1 protein-coding gene (cut by a window edge) is annotated in these 20,939 nt (G+C 70.4%); it reads right to left on the bottom strand.

Features of this window, described 5'->3' with window-relative positions; genetic code table 11:
• Positions 1 to 44: 44 nt before the first annotated feature.
• Positions 45 to 20,939, bottom strand: the 3' portion of a protein-coding gene (locus tag ACN469_RS06920; RefSeq protein WP_498765367.1) for a non-ribosomal peptide synthase/polyketide synthase. 22,209 nt of this gene lie beyond the right edge of the window; only the last 20,895 of its 43,104 coding nucleotides appear in the window; its start codon lies beyond the right edge, outside the window; it ends in the stop codon at positions 45 to 47.

The raw sequence follows: 20,939 nt of genomic DNA, 5'->3' as shown, positions 1-20,939 counted from the left end.
CGGATCTCCACGTCCGAGTCGCGGCAGCCACCTCGCGTCGCCGCTCAGCGCGAGGACTTCAGCGCGTCCTTCAGTCCCTCGGCCAGCATGTGCACGCCGGGCTCACGCAGCAGGCTGTAGTGGTCTGCCTTCACCGCGTGCCGCTCCAGCCCTTCACCGATGAGCAAGGACCAGCCTCCATCCGTGGGCAGCTCCGCGTCGTGCTCGGTCGCCTTGAACAACACCGCGCGCGTGGACAGCGGCTTCGCCACGTAGCGACGCGCGGCCCCCAGGTTCGCCTCGAAGACCCGCAGCAGGGTCTTCAGTTGCTCGGGGTCCGTTCCCGGCGGCAGGACTCCCGCGCGCGTGCTCGCCGCGAGCAGGTGCTCCAGGGCCTCGTCCGGCTCCAGCGTGGCGAGCGCACCGAAGTCGAGCTCGAGGTTCGTCAGCGACGCCCCGAGCAGGTCCCTCGCGAACATTCCGACCACCTGCAACCGACCCAACTCCGACGGCTCCTGGGCCCGCGTCACGTCCGGGGCGTAGCTGTCGATGAGCGCGAGCAACTCCACCTGCTCGCCCTGCGCACGGAACTGCTGAGCCATCTCGTAGGCGATGACACCGCCGAGCGACCAGCCTCCCAGCAGATAGGGCCCCGAGGGCTGAACCTCACGCATCGCCGTCACGTAGGCCTGGGCCATCTCCTCGACGGAGCCTCTCGGTGACGCCTCCCCATTCACGCCCCGCGCCTGGAGGCCGATGAAGGGACGATCCGTTCCGAGTCGACGTGCCAGCTCCGCGTAGGCGAGGACGTTGCCTCCCACGGGGTGCACGCAGAAGAACGGCGCCTTCCCATCCGGACGCAGGGCCCCGAAGGGCACCACGGTGGATGTTGCGAGCGGAGCGTTGTCGCTGAGCAGGCTCGCGAGCTGCTCCACCGTGGGCGCCTGGAAGAGCGCGGCCAGCGGCACCGGACGACCCACCGCCTCGCTCACCGCCGCCATGAGGCGCACGGCCATCAACGAGTGCCCGCCCAACTCGAAGAAGTTGGCGCGGACTCCGACGGCGCGGACTCCGAGCACCTCTTCCCAGATGCGCACCAGCCGCAGCTCCAGCGGCGTCCTCGGCGCCAGCGCGGCCTCCGTCCCGGATGCGTCGAGGGACGGCTCCGGCAGCGCCCGCGTGTCCACCTTGCCGTTGAGCGTCAGGGGCAGGGCGGGCAGGGCGACGAAGGCGGACGGCACCATGTACTCGGGCAGGCGCTGCTGGAGCCATGTCCTCAGCGCCGTCGCATCCGGCGCGGGCTGTGTGGAGGCCACGACGTAGGCCACGAGCTTCCTGTCTCCCGCGCCATCGTCTCGAGTCACCACAACGGCGTCTCGCAGGGACTTGTGTTCGCGGAGGACCGCGGCGACCTCTCCGGGTTCCACGCGGAAGCCGCGCACCTTCACCTGGAAGTCCATGCGTCCGATGAACTCCATGCGCGCATCCGCGAGCCAGCGGACCCGGTCTCCCGTGCGGTACATGCGTGCCTCGCTCTCCGTGCTGAACGGGTCCGCGAGGAAGCGCTCCGCTGTCAGGTCCGGACGCCCGAAGTAGCCTCGGGCCACCTGGGGGCCGCCCACGTACAGCTCACCAGGCATCCCCACGGGGACGGGCTGCAGTCCCGCGTCCAGTACGTACAGGCGCGTCTGTCCCAGGGCTCGACCCAGGGGGACCTGCGCGGGGGCCTTGTCACCAGGCGGCAGCTCCACCCGCCCCGCGAGGACTCCCACCGTCGTCTCCGTTGGCCCGTAGTGATTGAAGACCTCGCACTCGGGTGCGAGCGCGTGGACCTTCTCCAGCAGGGCCCACGAGGACGACTCGCCGCCCAGCACCAGTCGCTTGCGCGGCAGCACGCGTCGGGGCTCTGGAGCCGTCAGCAGCGCGGCCAGATGCGACGGGACGACCTTCACGCAGTCCACCGCGTGGCGCTGGAAGTACTCGGCCACTCCCTCCGGACTCCGCGCCCGCTCCTGCGTCAACACGTGCAGCAGTCCGCCCGTGACGAGCGCGGGGAACAGCACCGTGTTGCCCAGGTCGGCGGCGAAGGTGGAGACCATCGCGAAGCTCGCGCACTCGGTCAGCCGCAGTCGCTCGATGGCCGCGTGCACGTAGCTCATGAGCTGGCCGTGCGGCACCGCCACGCCCTTGGGCCGCCCCGTGCTGCCCGACGTGAAGAGCACGTAGGCCAGGTGCTCCGGGCCGACCTCCACTCCCGTCGCATGGACGGGCTGGTTCGCGATCACCGCCGCGTCCGCATCCAGTCGCACGCATTTGACGTCGAGCCCGTCGAAGGCGCCCGCGCGGCGCGCCACCGTCACGACGATGGGCGCGGACACCTCCTCCATCAGTCCGCGCAGTCGCGCCGCGGGCTGTGAAGGCTCCAGCGGGACGTAGGCTGCTCCCGCCTTGTGGACAGCGAGCAGCGCGGCGACCACCTCCACGCCTCGCTCCAGGCACAGGGCCACGGGCACATCCGGCCCGGCGCCCAGCGTACGCAGGTGATGCGCGAGCTGGTTGGCGCGCTGGTCGAGCTGGCGATAGCTCCACTCCTGCTCCTCGCAGCGAAGCGCCGGGGCTTCGGGCGTCCGCGCCGCCTGCTGCTCGAAGAGTCGAGGGAAGGGCAGCCCCGGCCGAGTCGTCGCGTCGACGGGGTTCGCGTCCAGGAGCAGTCGCTTCCGCTCCTCGTCCGTGAGCAGCGAGAGGGTGGACAGCGGTGCATCCGGCGTGGCGAGCGCGCGCTCCAGCAGGTGCTGGAAGTGCTGCATGAGGCGCTCGGCGGTGGCCGGCTCGAACAAGTCAGTGCTGAAGACAAGCCCACCCTGGTAGCCGTCGGCGGCCCGGAGCAGGTGGAGGTTGAGCTCGAACTTGGTCGAGCTGTGCTCCACGTCCACGTTCTTGAGCGTCAGGTCCGACAACGCCAGCTCTGGAGTCGGCGCGTTCTGGATCACGAACATGGCCTGGAACAGGGGCGTACGGCCCAGGTCCCGAGCGGGTTGCAGCTCCTCCACCAGTCGCTCGAACGGGAGGTCCTGGTGCTCGTAGGCCCCCAGCGTCGTGTCACGCACCTGGGCCAGCAGGCCTCGGAACGACAGCTCCGGTGTGAAGCGCGCGCGCAGCGCCAGGGTGTTGATGAAGACGCCCAACAGGCCCTCCGTCTGTGCATGTCGCCGGCCCGCGATGGGTGAGCCGACCACCACGTCGTCCTGCCCCGAGTACCGCTGGAGCAGGGCCTGGAACGCGGCCAGCAACAACATGAAGGGGGTGATTTTCTCGCGACGGGTCGCCGCATCCACCGCGTCGCTCAGCGCGGGCGACAGTCGCACGGACGCCAGTCCACCCTGGGGTGAGAGGACCGCCGGACGGGGCTTGTCCGTGGGCAGCTCCAGTGCAGGGGAGGCGCCATCGAGGTGACGCTTCCACCACGCGAGCTGCTCACTCAGGGCCTCGCCCTTGAGCCAGCCGCGCTGCCACACCGCGTAGTCCGCGTACTGCACCGGCAGCTCCGGCAAGGGCGAAGGTGCTCCTCGCTGGAAGGCCTCGTAGAGCTGGGTCAGCTCGCGCACCAACACGCCCATGGACCAGCCGTCCGAGACGATGTGGTGCATGCACACGAGCAGGGCGTGTTCCTTCTCGGTGACGTGCAGCACGGTGACTCGCAGCAGGGGCCCCGTGGCCAGGTCGAACGGGCGGAGCGCGTCCTCCGTGGAGAGGCGGAGCACCTCCGCTTCACGCTGTTCGGACGATAGCTTCGTCAGGTCCACCGTGTGGAACGGCTTGGGCGCCGCGGGGTGGATGACCTGTCGTGGCTCGCCGCCTTCCATGTGGAACGTGGTGCGCAGCGACTCGTGACGCTGCACCAGCGCGTCGAAGGCCCGCTGGAGCGATGTCAGGTTCACCGTGCCCAGGAGCTTCAGCGCCCAGGGGATGTTGTAGTGCGCCTGTCCTGGCTGGAGCTGGTCCAGGAACCACAGCCGCTGCTGCGCGAAGGACAGCGGCAGCGCTCCACCACGCGGCGCGGGGACCAGTGGCGGCAGCACGACCGGACCCTGCCTCGTAGACAGTCCTCGCTGCAGACGCTCCGCGAGGCCCGCCAGGGTGGGGGACTCGAAGAGGGCTCGGACGCCCAGCTCCAGACCCAGCTCCGCGCGGATGCGCGCCACCAGTCGCGTCGCCATCAGCGAGTGGCCGCCCAGCTCGAAGAAGCTGTCGTGACGGCCCACGCGGGGAACCTGGAGCAGCTCCGTCCACAGCTCGGCCAGCCGCGACTCGAAGGGCGTAACGGGCGCCTCGTGGGGCCGACCCGTGTCGAAGCCCGACGCGTCCGGCACCGGCAGGGCCTTGCGGTCCACCTTGCCGTGCGTCGTCTGTGGCAGCGCGGACAGGTACATGACGTGCGCGGGCACCATGTACTCGGGCAGCCGCTGTCGCAGCCACGCCCTCGGGTCCTCGCCCGTGGGGGCCTTGCCGTCGGTCGTGACGACGTAGGCCACCAGGCGCTTGTCTCCGGGCACATCCTCCCGGACGACGACGGCCACCTCTCGCACTTCGGGCTGCGCGCGCAGCGCGGACTCGACCTCGCCCAGCTCGATGCGGAAGCCGCGCACCTTCACCTGGAGGTCGATGCGTCCGAGGAAGCGCAGCGCGCCGTCCACCGTCCAGCACACGCGATCTCCCGTGCGGTAGAGGCGCTCGCCCGGCGTGGTGGCGAAGGGATGCGGCACGAAGCGCTCGGCGGTGAGCGCCGGACGTCCCTGGTAGCCCCGCGCCAGTCCCGGGCCTCCGATGAACAGCTCGCCGGGCACGCCCACCGGGACGGGGCGCAGCGACGCATCCAGGACATAGACCTGGGTGTTCGGAATGGGCCGGCCGATGGGGACGGAGTCGCCCAGGGGCTGGCCCGGTGACAGCGCCTGCTGCGTCGTCACCACGGTGACCTCCGTGGGGCCGTACGCGTTGGTGAGCGAGAGCCCACGCGCCAACCGCTCGCGAGCCGTGGGGACGGGCAGCACGTCGCCACCCACCCACAGCCGGGGCAGACGGGCCAGGGCCTCCGGCTCATGCTGCTGCATGACATCGAAGAGGGCGGTGGCGAGCAGCGCCGTGGTGACGCCGTGCTCGTCGATGACGCGGGCCAGCTCCGTCACCTCCGGCGTGCTCGGCGGATACACGGCGAGCCGCGCCCCCGTGAGCAGCGCGCTCCAGATCTCCAACGCCGTGGGGTCGAACGTCAGCGGAGCGACCTGGAGGATGACCTCGCCAGGTTCGCGCGAAGCGAAGCCCATGCCGAAGACGAGTCGCAGCACGCCCCGGTGGGTGATGGCCACGCCCTTGGGCGTTCCCGTGGAGCCCGACGTGTACGTGACGTACGCCAGGTTGTCCGAGCCGAGCGGCACGGAGAGCGGCTCCGCGGACTGGCTCGCGATGCGTGCCGCGTCGGTGTCGAGCGCCACCACGGGCCACGCCCCCGAGGGCAGCCCCCCCTGGACCGCGCTCATCGTGAGGACACCCGCGACGCTGGAGTCCTCGAGCATGAACGCGATGCGCCGCGACGGATGACTCGCATCGAGCGGGACGTAGCAGCCGCCGGCCTTGAGGATGCCGAGCAGCGCCACGTACAGCTCCAGGCCGCGCGGGATGCACACGGCGAGGCGAGGCTCCTGGCCCAGCCCCAGGGACACCAGATGCCGAGCGAGCTGGTTCGCGCGCGCGTCGAGCTCCGCGTACGTGAGGCGCTGCCCCTCGAACTGGACGGCGATGGCCTCGGGCGTGCGCCGGACCTGCTCGGAGAACAGCAAGGGCAGGGTGGCTTCGGACGGGTAGTCCGCGCGGGTGTCATTCCACTCGACGAGGACTCGCTGGCGCTCCGCTTCCGTCATCAGTGACAGGGAGGACAGCGGCGCGTCCGCTTCGGCGACTGCCGCTTCCAGCAGGAGCAGCAGGTGCGTCCCGAGGCGCTCGATGGTGGAGCGCTCGAACAGCTCCGTCTTGTAGGACAGGCCTCCGCTATAGCCGTCCGGCGTTCGGACCAGCGCCAGCTCCAGCTCGAAGCGGCTCACGGTGTGTTCCACGTCCACGCCCCGCAGCGTCAGCTCCGGCAGCGCCATCTCCGCGGTCGGCGTGTTCTGCAAAACGAAGAGGGCCTGGAACAGCGGCGTGCGGCTCAAGTCACGCGTCGGCTGAAGCGCCTCCACCAATCGCTCGAAGGGGATGTCCTGGTGTTCGTAGGCCCCGAGCGTCATGTCGCGGACCTGGGCCAGCAGGCTCCGGAACGTGAGGTCCGGCGTGAAGCGGGCGCGCAGCACCAGCGTGTTGACGAAGAAGCCGATGAGGCCCTCCGTCCGGGCATGGTGTCGACCCGCGATGGGCGAGCCCACCAGGATGTCGTCCTGCCCCGAGTAGCGGTGCAGCACGGTCTGGAACCCGGCCATCAACAGCATGAAGGGCGTGACGCGTTCACGGCGCGCCAGGGACTCCAGCGCGTTGCTGAGCGCGGGTGACATGTTCAGGAGAACGCTCGCGCCCTGGTGCGAGAGCACCGCCGGCCGAGGCTTGTCGGTGAGCAGGTCCAGGGTGCCGGGTGCTCCCGCGAGCCGCCCCTTCCACCAGTCGAGCTGCGTCTGGAGCGTCTCTCCCTGGAGCCAGTCCCGCTGCCAGCGGGCGTAGTCCGCGTACTGCATCGGCAGCTCCGGCAGCGGCGACGGGAGGCCGTGGCGGAACGTCTCGTAGAGTTGGATGAGCTCGCGCACCAGCACCGTCTGAGACCATCCGTCGGAGATGGTGTGGTGCATGCACAGGAGCAACACATGCTCGTTCGGCTCCAGCACCACCATCGTGGTGCGCATGAGCGGACCCGAGGCGAGGTCGAACGGAAGCGTCGCGTCCTCCATCGCGAGCCGCGTCGTCGCTTCCGCCCGCTGCTCGGCGGACCCGCTCGTGAGGTCCACCACCTGGAGGTTGCCGGGCAGGGCGGGGTGGATGACCTGATGAGGCTCGCCCGCCACCGCGTGGAACGTGGTGCGCAGGGACTCATGGCGGCGTACCAGCTCGTCCACGGCCCGGCCGAACGCGGTGTGCTCCACGCGTCCGGACAGGCGCAGCGCCACGGGCATGTTGTAGAGCGACGTGCCCGGCTGGAGCTGGTCCAGGAACCACAGGCGCTGCTGCGCGAACGACAAGGGCACGGGGCCTTGTCCGCGATGCTGTCCCAGCTCGGGCAGGGACGCGCTCGGCGTCGCGCCGGAGAGGCGCTCAGCGAGCCCCGCCAGAGTGGGCGCCTCGAAGAACGCTCGCAGCCCGAGCTCCACGTTGAAGTCCTCGCGGACACGCGCCACCAACCGCGTGGCCATCAGCGAGTGACCACCCAGCTCGAAGAAGTTGTCGCGGCGGCCCACTGTCGGGACTCGCAGCAGCTCGCGCCACAGCTCCGCCAGTCGCTCCTCCGTGGGCGTCGCGGGCGGCTCGAATGCGCGCGTGACGCGGTGGAGGTTCGCGTCCGGCGCGGGCAGGGCCTTGCGGTCCACCTTGCCGTTGGGCGTGAGCGGCAGCACCGCGAGCGGCACGAAGGCCGCGGGCACCATGTACGCGGGCAGGTGTCGCTGGAGCTGGTCATGCAGCGCCACCACGTCCAGTTCCGGCACCACCTCCAGGGTCGCCCCCGAGGGCACCACGTACGCCACCAGGCGCTTGTCGCCGGGGACGTCCTCTCGCACCTGCACCACCGCGTCCCGGACCTCTGGAATGGCGCGGAGCGCGGCTTCGATTTCACCCAGCTCGATGCGGACGCCGCGCAGCTTCACCTGCGTGTCGCCTCGGCCCAGGTACTCCAGGCCGCCGTCCCGCCTCCAGCGGGCCTTGTCGCCCGTGCGGTAGAGCCGCTCACCCTGGCCGAAGGGGCTGGGGATGAAGCGCTCCGCCGTCAGGTCCGCGCGTCCAAGGTAGCCCCGCGCGACGCCCTCGCCGCCGATGTACAGCTCGCCCACCACGCCCGTCGGTGCGGGCACGAAGGCGCTGTCGAGCACGTACGTCGTCACGTTCGTCAGCGGCCGACCGATGGGCACTTCCTGTGCGCCCTCGTAGCTGCCCGACGCCGCGGTCATCAGGTCCACCGCCGTGGCCACCGCCGTCACCTCGGTCAACCCGTAGGTGTTCCGCAGGGGGATGGCCGTGCCCACGGTGCGACGCCACGCGGCGACCCGCTCGGGGGCCGCGCGCTCTCCGCCAATCACCACCCACTTGAGCTGCATCGGCAGGTGGGCGCGGCCTTCCTCCAGGCTCGCGGTGATTTCGTGCCAGAAGGCCGTGGGCAGGTTGAGCTGCGTCACGCCCGCCGCCTCGCACTTCGCGAGGAACACCTCCGGCGCGTCCAGCATGTCCGGCGTGCGCAGCACCAGCGTCCCGCCTCGCGTGAGGCAGGGATAGAGCTCCTCCGCGCTCGTGTCCCAGCTGATGGACGCGAACTGGAGCATCCGGTCGCCCGGCTCCACGGGGTAGGTCTTCCACGCCGCCCGCGTGAAGTTCACCAGCGAGCGGTGCTGCACCACCACGCCCTTGGGCCGCCCCGTCGAGCCGGACGTGTACAGCACGTACGCCGCCGCCTCCGGAGGCACGTCCACCGTGAGCGGAGCCACATCACCGTCGCGAGGCACGGTGTCCACGTCCAGCCAGATGCGCCCGGCCGCGTCTCCCAGCTTCTCGCGCACCAGTCCGCGCGATACGACGACGCGCGCGCCGCTGTCCTCCAACATGAAGGCCAGTCGCTCCGCCGGGTACTCAGGGTCCAACGGCACGTAGGCGCCACCGGCCTTGAGCACCCCCAGCAGTGACACCATCAACTCCACCGAGCGCTCCATGCACACGGCGACGCGCGTCTCCAGTCCGACACCCAGCTCACGCAGGCGCAGCGCCAGCCGCGTGGCCCGGTCGTCCAGCGCGCGGTAGGTGACGGAGTCCTCACCCGACACCACCGCCGTCGCGTCGGGAGTCCTGGCCACTTGCGCCTCGATGAGCGCGTGGATGCGCGCATCCGCGGGCAGGTCCTCGCGCTCGCCCGTCCACTCCAGGAGCAGCTGCTGGCGCTCCTCCGGTGCCAGCAACGGCAGCTCCGCCAGCGGCGTCTCCGGCTGAGCGACGATGGCGCGCAGCAGCACCAGGAAGTGCGCGGAGAAGCGCTCCAGCGTCGCGTGCTCGTAGAGGTCGGTGCTGTAGCTGAACGCTCCGCCGAAGCCCTCGGGGGCCCGGAACAGGTCCAACCCCAGCTCGAACATGGCGAGACCCGTGTCGTCGATGTCCGCGGGCGACACCGACAGCTCCGGCAGGACGATCTCCGGCAGCGGCGCGTTCTGGAGCGTGAACATGGCCTGGAACAACGGCGTGCGGCTCGCGTCGCGCTGAGGCGTCAGTTCCTCGACGACCTTCTCGAAGGGAACGCCCTGGTGTTCATACGCGCCCAGCGTCCTGTCACGCACCTGCGCCAGCAGCTCGCGGAAGCACTGCTTCGAGCCGAAGCGCGCGCGCAGCACCATCGTGTTCACGAAGAAGCCAATCAGCCCCTCCGTGTCTCCCACGTTGCGGTTGGCGATGGGCGAGCCGACCAGGATGTCGTCCTGCCCTGAGTACCGGTAGAGCAACGTCTGGAACGTCGCCAGCAGCACCATGAAGGGCGTGGCGCCCTCCTTGTTCGCGAGCGCCTCCACGGCCTGGGAGAGCTTCAGCGGAATGCGCACGTCGAGGACGGCGCCCCGGTGGCTGAACACGGCCGGACGCGGCTTGTCCGTGGGCATGTCGAGCGCGAAGGGCGCGCCCTCCAACTGCTGCTTCCACCAGCCGACCTGCGCCTTGAGCGTGTCGCCTCGCAGCCACGAGCGCTGCCACACGGCGTAGTCCGCGTACTGGATGGACAGCTCCGGCAGCGGTGACGGCAGGCCCCGACGGAAGGCCTCGTACAGCGCCGTCAGCTCGCGCACGAACACGCCGAGCGACCAGCCGTCCGACACGATGTGGTGCACGTGGAGCACCAGGATGTGCTCCTGGGGCTGGAGCTTCAGCAGCAGCGTCCGCAGCAGCGGGCCTCGGGCCAGGTCGAACGGACGACGGGCCTCTTCGTTCACCAGCCGGAAGGCCTCCTCCTTGCGCAGGTCCTCCTCGTCGATGCGCGACAGGTCCACCTTCTGCACGGGCACGAAGGTCGCGGGGTGGATCTTCTGCACGGGCTGTCCCGCGACGGAGCGGAACGTGGTGCGCAGCGACTCGTGGCGCCGGACCAGCTCGTCGAACGTGCGGCGGAGGGCGCGCTCATCCAGCGTGCCTTCCAGGCGCAGCGGGAACGGGTTGTTGTACAGCGTTGACCCGGGCTCGAGCTGATCGATGAACCACAGGCGCTGCTGGGCGAACGACAGCGGCAGGTCGCTCGTGCGCGGGATGCGCGTGAGGGCCGGGGCCTTCACCCCCGTGGCCGAGCCGAGCTTCGCCGCCAGCTCCGCCACCGTGGGCGCGCCGAACAGCTCGCCCAACGGAAGCTCCACACCCAGCGTGGCGCGGATGCGTGACACCACCTGCGTCGCGAGGAGCGAGTGGCCTCCCAGCTCGAAGAAGTCGTCGTGGATGCCCACCGTGTCGCGGTGCAGGACCTCCGCCCAGATGGTCGCGAGCTGGGCCTCCAGCGGACTTCGCGGCGCCGTGTCCTCCGACGCCGTGGTGACGGGCTGCTCCGGAAGGGGCAGGGCCTTGCGGTCCACCTTGCCGTTGGCCGAGAGGGGCAGGGCGGTCAGCTCGACGAACGCCGAGGGCACCATGTACTCGGGGAGCTGGCGCTGGACGAAGGTCTTCAGCGCCGCCACGTCCACGCCCGCGACTTCCGGCACGACGTAGGCGACGAGTCGCTTGTCGCCCGGGAGGTCCTCGCGAGCCACGACGACGGCTTCGCGCAGACCGGCGAAGCGCAGCAGCGTCTCCTCGACTTCGCCGGGCTCGATGCGGAAGCCGCGAATCTTCACCTGGAAGTCGACGCGGCCCAGGAACTCCAGCGTGCCGTCCGCGCGCCAGCGCACCTTGTCTCCGGTGCGGTACAGCCGCGCGCCCGGCGTGGTGGCGAAGGGATGCGGGACGAAGCGCTCGGCCGTCAGGTCAGGGCGGTTGAGGTAGCCCCAGGCGAGGCCGTCGCCTCCGACGAACAGCTCTCCCGGGACACCCGGCGGCACGGGCTGGAAGGTCTCATCCAGCACGTACGTCGTCGAACCCGACAGCGGCCGGCCGATGGGCACCGAGCGCCCGAGCGAGTCCCCAGCCCTCAGCGTGTGCGTGGCGGAGAACGTCGTGTTCTCCGTGGGGCCGTAGCCGTTGATGAGCACGGCCTCGGGTGACAGCCGCGCGAGGTGCTCCTTCACGCGCTGCACCGGCAGCACGTCGCCGCCCGCCAGCACCTGTCGCACGCCCGCCAGGGCCTCTCCCTGGTGCTGAACCACCTGGTCGAAGAGGGCCGCCGTCAACCACAGCGCGGTGACGCCGGAGTCCTTCAGCAGCGCCCCCATCGCCTCTATCGACTGGGCCTTCGGCGGCGCGAGGACCAGTCGGCCCCCGTTGAGCAGCGCGCCCCAGATCTCCAGGGTGGAGGCATCGAACGCCACGGGCGCGAGCTGGAGGAAGACCTCCTTCGGACCGAAGCGCATGAACGTGTTGCCTTGCACCAGTCGCAGCACGCCCCGGTGCGGCACGCAGACGCCCTTGGGCGTACCCGTGCTGCCCGAGGTGAACATCACGTAGGCCAGGTGCTCCTCGCCCACGGTGCTCGCGAGCGCGGACGTCGGCTGCTTCGCGATGACACTCCGCTCCGCGTCCAGCAGGACGGGCAGGCAGCCCAGCTCGGGCAGCTCATCCGCGATGTGCTCCTGGGTGAGGAGCACGCTGACGCCGGCTTCACGGACGATCCACGCGAGGCGCTCGGCGGGATGGCTGGGGTCCAGCGGCACGTAGGCCGCGCCCGCGTGGAGGATGCCGAGCATTCCGATGATGAGCTCGGGCGAGCGCTCCACGCACAGGCCCACGCGCGCTCCGGGCCGCACGCCCATGCCATGGAGATGGTGCGCGACCTGATGGGCTCGCGAGGCCAGCTCCGCATAGGTGAGCGTCCCTCCGGCGTACGTGAGGGCCACGGCGTCGGGCGTGCTCGCCACCTGTCGGGCGAAGCCCTCGTGAATCGACGCGGGCCGGGGTGTGCGCACTGCGGTGTCGTTCCACTCCACCAACACGCGACGACGCTCCTCGGCCGTGAGCATCGAGACCTGGGTGAGCGGAAGCTCCGGCGTGGTGACGACCTCGTTCAGCACCACCCGCAGGTGGCTGGCCATCGCCGCGACAGTGTCCGGGTCGAACAGGGCGGTGGCGTAGTTGATGCCGCCTCGGAAGCCGGTCTCCTCGCGGTGGAAGGACAGCTCCAGGTCGAAGCGGATGACGCCGTGGTGGTGGTCCATGGGCCGCAGCGAGAGGCCCGGGAGGGACAGGGTCGGCAGCGGCGCGTTGTGCAGCGTGAAGGAGACCTGGAACAGCGGCGTGCGACTGGCGTCACGCACGGGGTGCAGCTCCTCCACCAGCTTCTCGAAGGGCACGTCCTGGTGCTCGAAGGCCTCCAGCGTCGTGTCCCGGACCTGCTTCAGCAGCTCGCGGAACGTGGCCTGGGGCTGGATTCGCGTGCGCAGCACCAGGGTGTTCGCGAAGTAGCCGATGAGGTCCTCGGACTCCGTCAGCCTGCGGCCCGCGATGGGCGAGCCGACCAGGATGTCGTCCTGACCGGAGTGCCGATGCAGGACGAGCTGGAACGCCGCCAGCAGCACCATGAACGGAGTCGCACCTTCCTTGCGTGCGAAGGACTCCAGCGCCTCCGTGAGAGGGAGCGGCAGGTGCATCAGCGCCGCGGCGCCCTGGAAGGTCTGCTGCGGTGGGCGAGGATGGTCCGTCGGCAGGTCCAGGTGCGTCGGCGCACCCGCGAGCTTCTCTCGCCAGTAGCCGACCTGCTTCTCCAGCACCGGGCCCTGGAGCCAGGCGCGCTGCCATGCGGCGTAGTCGGCGTACTGGACCGGCAGCTCGGGCAACGGGGAGGGGCGCTCCTCATGGAAGGCCGCGTAGAGCGCGGCCATCTCGCGGACGAGCACGCCCGTGGACCAACCGTCGGAGACGATGTGGTGCATGTTGAGCACCAGCGCGTGCTCGGACTCGCCCAGCTTCAGCAGGAGCGCTCGGGCCAGGGGGCCACTGAGCAGATCGAACGGACGCCGCGCTTCTTCCAGGGCCAGTCGCACGGACTCCGTCTGGCGTGCCTCGGCGTCGGTGATGGACGTGAGGTCGACGAACTGGAACGGGAGCGGGAAGGCCGGGTGGATGACCTGGATGGGCTCATCGCCGTCCACGAGGAACGTGGTGCGCATGGCCTCGTGACGCTCCATCAGCGCGTCGAAGCCACGCTGGAGCGCGGAGAGGTCGAGCGCACCCTCCAGCTTCAGGGCGAGCGGGATGTTGTACGCGCTGACCGCGCCGGCGAACTGGCTGATGAGCCAGAGGCGCTGCTGCGCGAAGGAGAGCGGGAGTCGGCCCGTGCGGTCCACGCGGACCAGGGGCGGTAGCTCCTCGCCCGGGCTGGAGGCCTGGGAACGGGCATCCAGTCGCGCCGCGAGCGCGGCCACGTTGGGCGCCTCGAACAGCGTGCGCAGGGGCAGCTCCAGACCGAGCGCGGCCCGGACGCGGACGACCACCTGCGTGGCGAGCAGCGAGTGGCCGCCCATCTCGAAGAAGCTCTCGTGAATTCCGACGCGCTCAACGCCGAGCACCTGCGCGAAGAGGGTGGCGAGGGTCTCCTCAAGAGGCGTCCGAGGCGCCACGTACCGGCCGGGCTGCACGACGGGCGCCTCCGGAGCGGGGAGCGCCTTGCGGTCCACCTTGCCGCTGGGCGTCAGCGGCAACATGCCCAGATGCGTGAAGGCCGAGGGCACCATGTACTCGGGCAGGCGCGGCTGGAGGTGGGACTTGAGCAGAGCGGCATTCAGCGGCTCCGCGTCTCCGGTGACATAGGCGACGAGGCGCTGGTTGCCGGGAGCGTCTTCGCGGACGAGGACGACGGCGTCGCGGACGGAGGGGTGAGAGAGGAGGGCTGCTTCGATGTCGCCGAGCTCGATGCGGAAGCCGCGCAGCTTCACCTGGAAGTCGGAGCGGCCGAGGTACTCCAGCGTGCCGTCTGGCAGCCAACGAGCGACGTCACCGGTGCGGTAGAGGCGCGCTTCGGGAGCGTCGGAGAACGCATCGGGGATGAAGCGCTCAGCGGTGAGCTGGGGCCTGCGCCAGTAGCCGAGGCCGACCTGGACGCCGCCGATGAAAAGCTCACCGGGGACGCCGATGGGAGCGGGCTGGCCCTGGGAGTCGAGGACGTAGAGGCGGGTGTTGGCGACGGGCCTGCCGATGGGAATGGAAGGCCGAGAGGCGCCGCGAGCGCAGTGGAAGAAGGAGACGTCGACGGCGGCCTCGGTGGGGCCGTAGAGGTTGTGGACCTCGGCGGAGGCAGGCAGGCGCGAGTGAGCGCGAGCCACGAGGTCCGAGGTGAGGGCCTCACCACTGCACACGACGCGACGAAGTCCCGAGAGCTTCTCAATGCCCGGCTCCTCCAGGAAGGCGCGGAGCATGGAGGGGACGAAGTGGAGCGTGGAGACGCGCTGCTCGGAGATGAGGCGGACGAGGTAGGCGGGGTCCTGGTGTCCACCGGGCTTGGCGAGGACGAGCCGTGCCCCCGTCATGAGGGGCCAGAAGAACTCCCAGACGGAGACGTCGAAGGAGAAGGGAGTCTTCTGAAGGACGGTGTCGGAGGCCGTGAGGGCGTACTGCTGCTGCATCCACAGGAGGCGATTGACGATGCCGGAGTGGGCATTCATCGCGCCCTTGGGGCGGCCGGTGGAGCCGGAGGTGAAGATGACGTAGGCGAGCGAGTCGGCGCCGGCCAGGGGCGCGGGAGTCGTCGCGGGCTGACGTGAGACGGCGGCCGAGTCGGAGTCCAGGCACAGCACGCGAGAGGCGTGAGGCGGGAGGACGGTCTTGAGGTGCTCGTGGGTGATGAGGACGGGCGCGTCCGCGTCCTCCAACATTCCGGCGAGGCGCTCACGGGGGTAGGCCGGGTCCAGGGGTACGTAGGCGGCGCCGGACTTGAGGACGGCGAGCAGCGCGACGACGAGGTCGAGCGAGCGCTCCAGGCAGACACCGACGAGGACGCCGGGCCGAGCACCGAGAGAACGCAGGTGCCACGCGAGCTGGTTGGCGCGCGTGTCGAGCTGGGCGAACGAGAGAGCGGAGTCCTCGAAGCGGACGGCCTCGGCGCCAGGAGTACGAAGGACCTGGGCCTCGATGAGCGAGTGCAGGGACACGTCGCGCGGGTAGGCCTCGGTGCGGCCCTGGAACTCCACCAGCACCTGGCGCCGCTCTGCTTCACCCATCAGCGGGAGACGGTGCACCGGCAGGTCCGGTGAGGCCACCACGGTGCGCGCGAGCACGTTGAGGTGCTCGACGAGGCGCTCCATCGTGGCGTCATCGAAGAGCTTCGCGGCGTACTCGAAGCGGCAGGCGAGCTCGCCCTGTCCCTCGACGACCTCCAGGCTCAGGTCGAACTTCGACGTCCCCGTGGCGATGTCGAGCTGGCTCAGCTTGAGCGTCTGGTGCGAGGTCTCCGCGGGGGGCGTGTTGATGACGTTGAGGACCACCTGGAAGACCGGCGTGCGGCTCTGGTCTCGCGGCGTCTGGAGCACTTCAATCAATCGCTCGAAGGGCGCGTCCTGGCGCGAGAAGGCCCCCAGCGACTGCTTCTTCACGCGGCCCAGCAGCTCGCGGAACGTCGGCGCCCCTTCGAGCTGGGAGCGCATGGCCAGCGTGTTGACGAAGCAGCCGATGAGCCCCTCCGTCTCCGGCTGCGTGCGGCCCGCGATGGGGATGCCGACGGCGAAGTCATCCTGGCCCGCGTGGCGGCCCAGCAGCGCTTGATACAGCGCCAGCATCACCATGAACGACGTGGCGCCCTCCTTACGACCCAGGGCGAGCAGCGGCTCCGTCACCTCGCGACTCAACACGAAGCGCAGGCTGCCACCCTCGTAGGACTGCACCGCGGGACGCGGCCGGTCCACGGGCAGCTCCAGCGCGGGCACGCCGACGAGCTGGTCCTTCCACCAGCGAATCTGCCCATCCAGGACCGCGCCTTCCAGCCACTCCCGCTGCCAGACCGCGTAGTCCGCGTACTGCACGGGCAGCTCGGGCAAGGGGTTGGGGATGCCCGCGCTGTAGCAGGCATAGAGCACCGACATCTCGCGCGCGAGCACCAGCGAGCACCACGCATCCGAGATGGCGTGGTGCATGACCATGTTGAGGACGTGGTCCTGCGGCCCCATGCGCAGCAAAACCGCGCGGATGACCGGGCCCTTGTCCAGGTCGAACGTCTTCGCGCCGTTCTCCTGGCAGCGGCGCAGCAGCTCGGCCTCGCGCTCCTCGGGAGTCGCCCCGGCCACTGCCTCCAGCGGCATGGGCAGGCCGCCGCCGGGGTGGATGATCTGCACCGCGCCGTTCTCGGTGAGCTGGTACGTGGTCCGCATCACCTCGTGACGCTGCACCAGCGTGTTCAGCGCGGCCTGGAGCGCGTCGGTGTCCAGCGGACCCACGAGCCGGAAGCTGGAGCTGTTGTTGTACGCGGTGCTCGTCGGGTCGAGCTGCTGGAGGTACCAGAGGCGCTGCTGCGCGAAGGACAGCGGCAGCGGCCTGTCGCGACGTGCCCTCGGAATCCCCGTGGACGGGGTGGGGACCGTGGCCGCTCGGGGCGCGGGGCTCTCCGTCTTCGAGGGGGGCGCCTTGGCGGCGGGCGCGGGCGGCTTGGGCACCTGGACATGGATGTTCTCCACGCGTCCATCCGCACGCAGGCGCGCATGGCGACCCGTGCGGAACACCTGCGACGCGCCTCCCATCGGGTGCGCGACCAGCCTGCGACGCTCCTCTTCCTCGGAACGCCACAGGCCCGAAGGCAGGCCCGCGCCTTCCAGCGCCAGCTCGCCGACGACTCCCACCGGAACGGGCTGGCCCGCGCCGTCGAGAATCCACGGACGAAGGCCCGAGGGGATTCGCTCCTCGGGGCCTCGGGGCACCAGCGCGCCTTCACGCGCGCCACCCGCGAGCAAGACCTGGAGGCCGGAGCTCTGATGCAGCGTCGCGGCCAGCTCGGGGGACGCCCCATCGAGCACCAGGGCTCCCACGGGGCCCAGCGCCTCACGGGCTCCGGGCAGCTCGGTCAGTGTGCGCGCGAGGCGCGCGGAGGTGTGCAAGAGGACGCGGCTGGACTGCCGCGCAAGCTCCAGCACTTCGCCCACGCCCTGGTCGCCTTCCACCAGGACCTGCTCCTGGCGCGTGGCGGCTTCCTCCACCAACCGGTCTTTGATGGCGGAGAGCTTCTCGAGCCCCTTGAGCACCACGGGCGTCTCGAGCCCGAAGTCGATGAGCGCGGCGATCTCATCCACGTCCGCCACGCGCACGTCGAGCAGTCGCTTGAAGCCGCTCTCCACGGTGCCGATGAGGCCCGTGCCCTTCGCGTGATGCTCGAAGGTGTGCTCCAGGAGGGTGTTGATGTCCTCCTCGGAGACCTTGTCGATTTCACCCTGGTGCCCCTGCGCCGCGAGCAACGTGGCGGTGATCTCCGCCGAGCTGCGGAAGTAGCCCATCAGCGGCTTGCGCACCGTGCGAAGGACTTCCTGCTCATCGTCTCCGATGAAGGCGTGCAGCATCACCGTGACGTGGCCTCGGCCCGGGTGGCCGTTGCGACGCCAGGCCTCGCGGTACAGGGCGACCCTCTGCTTCAGCTCGTCGATGGACAACGCGAGCAGACCGGTGAGCACGCCCGCGCCCACCTCGCCGGCCAGCCGGAACGTCTCCGGATTGCCCACGGCCGTGAGCCAGACAGGCAGCTCCTTCTGCACGGGCTTCGGACGCAGCCCGACCTCCACCGTGACTCCGCCACCACCCAGCCGCTTCATCTTCTCGCCCCGCCATAGGGAGCGCAGGGTCGCCAGGTGCTTCATCAGGATGTTGCGGCGGTCCTCGAAGTTGGCCGGGGCGAACGAGAAGTCCGCCACGTGCCAGCCCGTGGCCACGGACACGCCCACGCGGCCACCGGAGAGGTTGTCCACCACGGACCACTGCTCGGCGACCTGCATCGGGTCGTGCAGGGGCAACACGACGCTGCCGGAGCGCAGTTGCAGGTGCTTGGTGATGGTGGCGAGCGCCGCGGCGACCACCGCCGGCTGCGGGTAGAGACCGCCGAACGAGTGGAAGTGACGCTCGGGCGTCCAGACGGCGGAGAAGCCATGCGTATCCGCGAACTTCGCGCCCTCGACGAGCAGCTCGTACTTGGGACCCGTCATCGAGTCCTCATCGTTGGCGAAGTAGATGAGGCTCATGTCCATCGGCTGGGTGCGAGGACCGCCGCCTTGCAGTCGCACCAGTCGCGCGGACACCTGCTCGGAGGGGAACGCCACGCGCAGGCCGCGTGAGAGCGCCCACAACATCTCCAGCTCCGGACGCTCCGCGGACGTATCGACCGCCGCGAGCCACGTGCCACCTTCCGATGGACGCAGGCGCTCATCCATCGCAGTGAACAGCTCCGCCAGGGCGTGATGGTCCAACGTCCACGCCGGCTGGCCCGCCCCCGAAGGCAGCAGCCAGGCCGCCGCGTCCGCGCGGGTCCCCCGGGCGCCCGTGCTCGCGGGCACGGCGGTGTCGAGGAGGTCCTCGACATGGAGCGTGCGCGAGGCATCGAGCTTCGCGGACGTGACGACCCCACGCCAGGTGATGAGCAGAGGTGACTTGTCGCCCTGGGGCGCATACGTCGCGAGCCCACCCAGGTCGGTGGCGCCGAGGGTCACCACCGCGCCTCCGGCTTCGAGGACACCCCAGAGGACGGCGAGCTTCGAAGGGGAGGGAGGCAGGCAGACCGCGACGGGGGCGCCGGGATTCACACCCGTGGCGCGCAGTCGCGCGGCGACATTCTCCGCGCGCCGGGTCAGCTCCGCCCAGGACCAGGACTGGTCGCCGATGACGGCGGCCACGGTGTCGGGGCTTCGATTGGAGCGCTCGGAGAGCTGGGCCGGGACGGAGGTGGAGACTCGCGCGGGGCGCGGCGCGGGCCAGGTGGTGCGCTCCGTCTCTGTGGCCAGGGGCAGCCGCGAGACGCGCTCATCCGGCCGAGCCATCGCGGACGCGAGCAGCACGTGGAGGTGGTCCACCATCCGGCCGGCGGTCTCCGCGTCGAACAGCTCCGTCGCGTACTCCAGCGCGCCGTGGACGCGGCCGGATTCGTCACCGAGCACGAGCGTCAGGTCGGACAGGGTGGTGCCCCACTGCACGGGGCCGTCCGGCACTTCCACGATGGAGCCGCGCACCCCAGTCATCTCCAGGGCAGCCGCTCCGCCGCTGATGCCGCTGTGGAACACGAAGACGGTGTCCGTCATGCGTCCACGGCCGATGTCCTTGCCGGGGACGAGGGACTCCACGAGGTACTCGAAGGGCACGTCAGGACGGGATTGGACCTCGTTCAGCTCCTGGCGCACGCGGTTGAGCAGCTCGCGGAACGTCGGGTCATCCGCGAAGCTGGTGCGGAACGCGGCGGAGTGCGCCACGTAGCCGATGAGCGGCAGCAGCTCCGGACGGGTGCGGTTGCCCAGGGGCGTTCCGACGATGATGTCCGTCTGCCCGCTGTAGCGGTGCAGCAGCGTCTGCCACGCGGCGAGCACCAGCATGTACGACGTGAAACCCTCGCGCTTGCCGAACGCGCCCAGCTCGCGGGCGAGGGCGCGTGGGAACTCCACGGGCAGACGCACGGAGGTGAGCGGGCAGCTCGCGGGACGCTTGCGGTCCGTGGCCACTTCGAGCTGACGCGGCATGCCCGCGAGCCGCTGGCGCCACCACTGTTCCTGCTCGGGGAAGCGGCCCTCGCTGATGCCTCCGCGCTGCCATGCGCCGAAGTCCGCGTACTGGATGGGGAGCTCGGGCAGGGGAGACGGGCGGCCCTGCTTGAAGGCGCCGTAGAGCTGCATCAGCTCGTTGATGAAGAGCGCGGTGGAGAGCGTGTCGCAGACGACGTGGTGGATGCTGCCCAGCAGCAGGAAATGCCGAGGCTCCAGCCGGAGCAGCGAGGTCCGGATGACAGGTCCGTTCACCAGGTCGAACGGGAGCATCGCCTCCTCGCGAGCCAGGCGCATGGCCTCGGCTTCGCGCAGCTCGGGCGTGGCTCCGTGCACGTCGACGACGGGGAGCGGGATGTGCACGTTCTGGTGGAAGCGCTGGATGGCCCGACCGTCCACCACGTCGTAGGTGGTCCGCAGGGCTTCGTGCCGGCGGACGACCTCCTGGATCGCACGTGTCAGCGTGGCCGCGTCCAGGTCGCCTTCGAGTCTGAGGACGAACGGGATGTTGTACGCGGAGAGGCCGGGGAGGTGCTGCTCCAGGCGCCAGACGCGCTCCTGGACGAAGGAGAGCGGCAGCTCGCCCGTGCGGGGCAGGGGGACCAGGGGCAGCTCGCGCGTCGGAGCGGCGACGGGGGCCTGCCGCAGCAGCGGCTCAAGACGCAGGGCGATGCCGGCCACGGTGGGAGCCTCGAACAGGGCCGCCAGCGGAAGCTGTACGCCGAACGCTTCCCGGACCTGATTGAGGAGCTGCGCCGCCATCAGCGAGTTGCCGCCGATCTCCAGGAAGTCGTCGTCACGACCCACGAACTCCAGGCCCAGCCGCTCACGCCACAGTCCCGCGAGCCGCTCCTCGATGGCACCGCGCGGCGCATCCTCGCGAGCCGGCGTGACAGCCACGGGCTCGGGGTCCGCCGCGACTGGCGGAGGTGGCGCTACCGGCGCCACGTGTACAGGTCGGAG

Source organism: Corallococcus terminator, from assembly GCF_049194865.1.
Taxonomy (GTDB): Bacteria; Myxococcota; Myxococcia; order Myxococcales; family Myxococcaceae; genus Myxococcus; species Myxococcus terminator_A.
The sequence above is the reverse complement of the archived record's forward strand: the minus strand, read 5'-3'. Positions and strand labels throughout refer to the sequence as shown.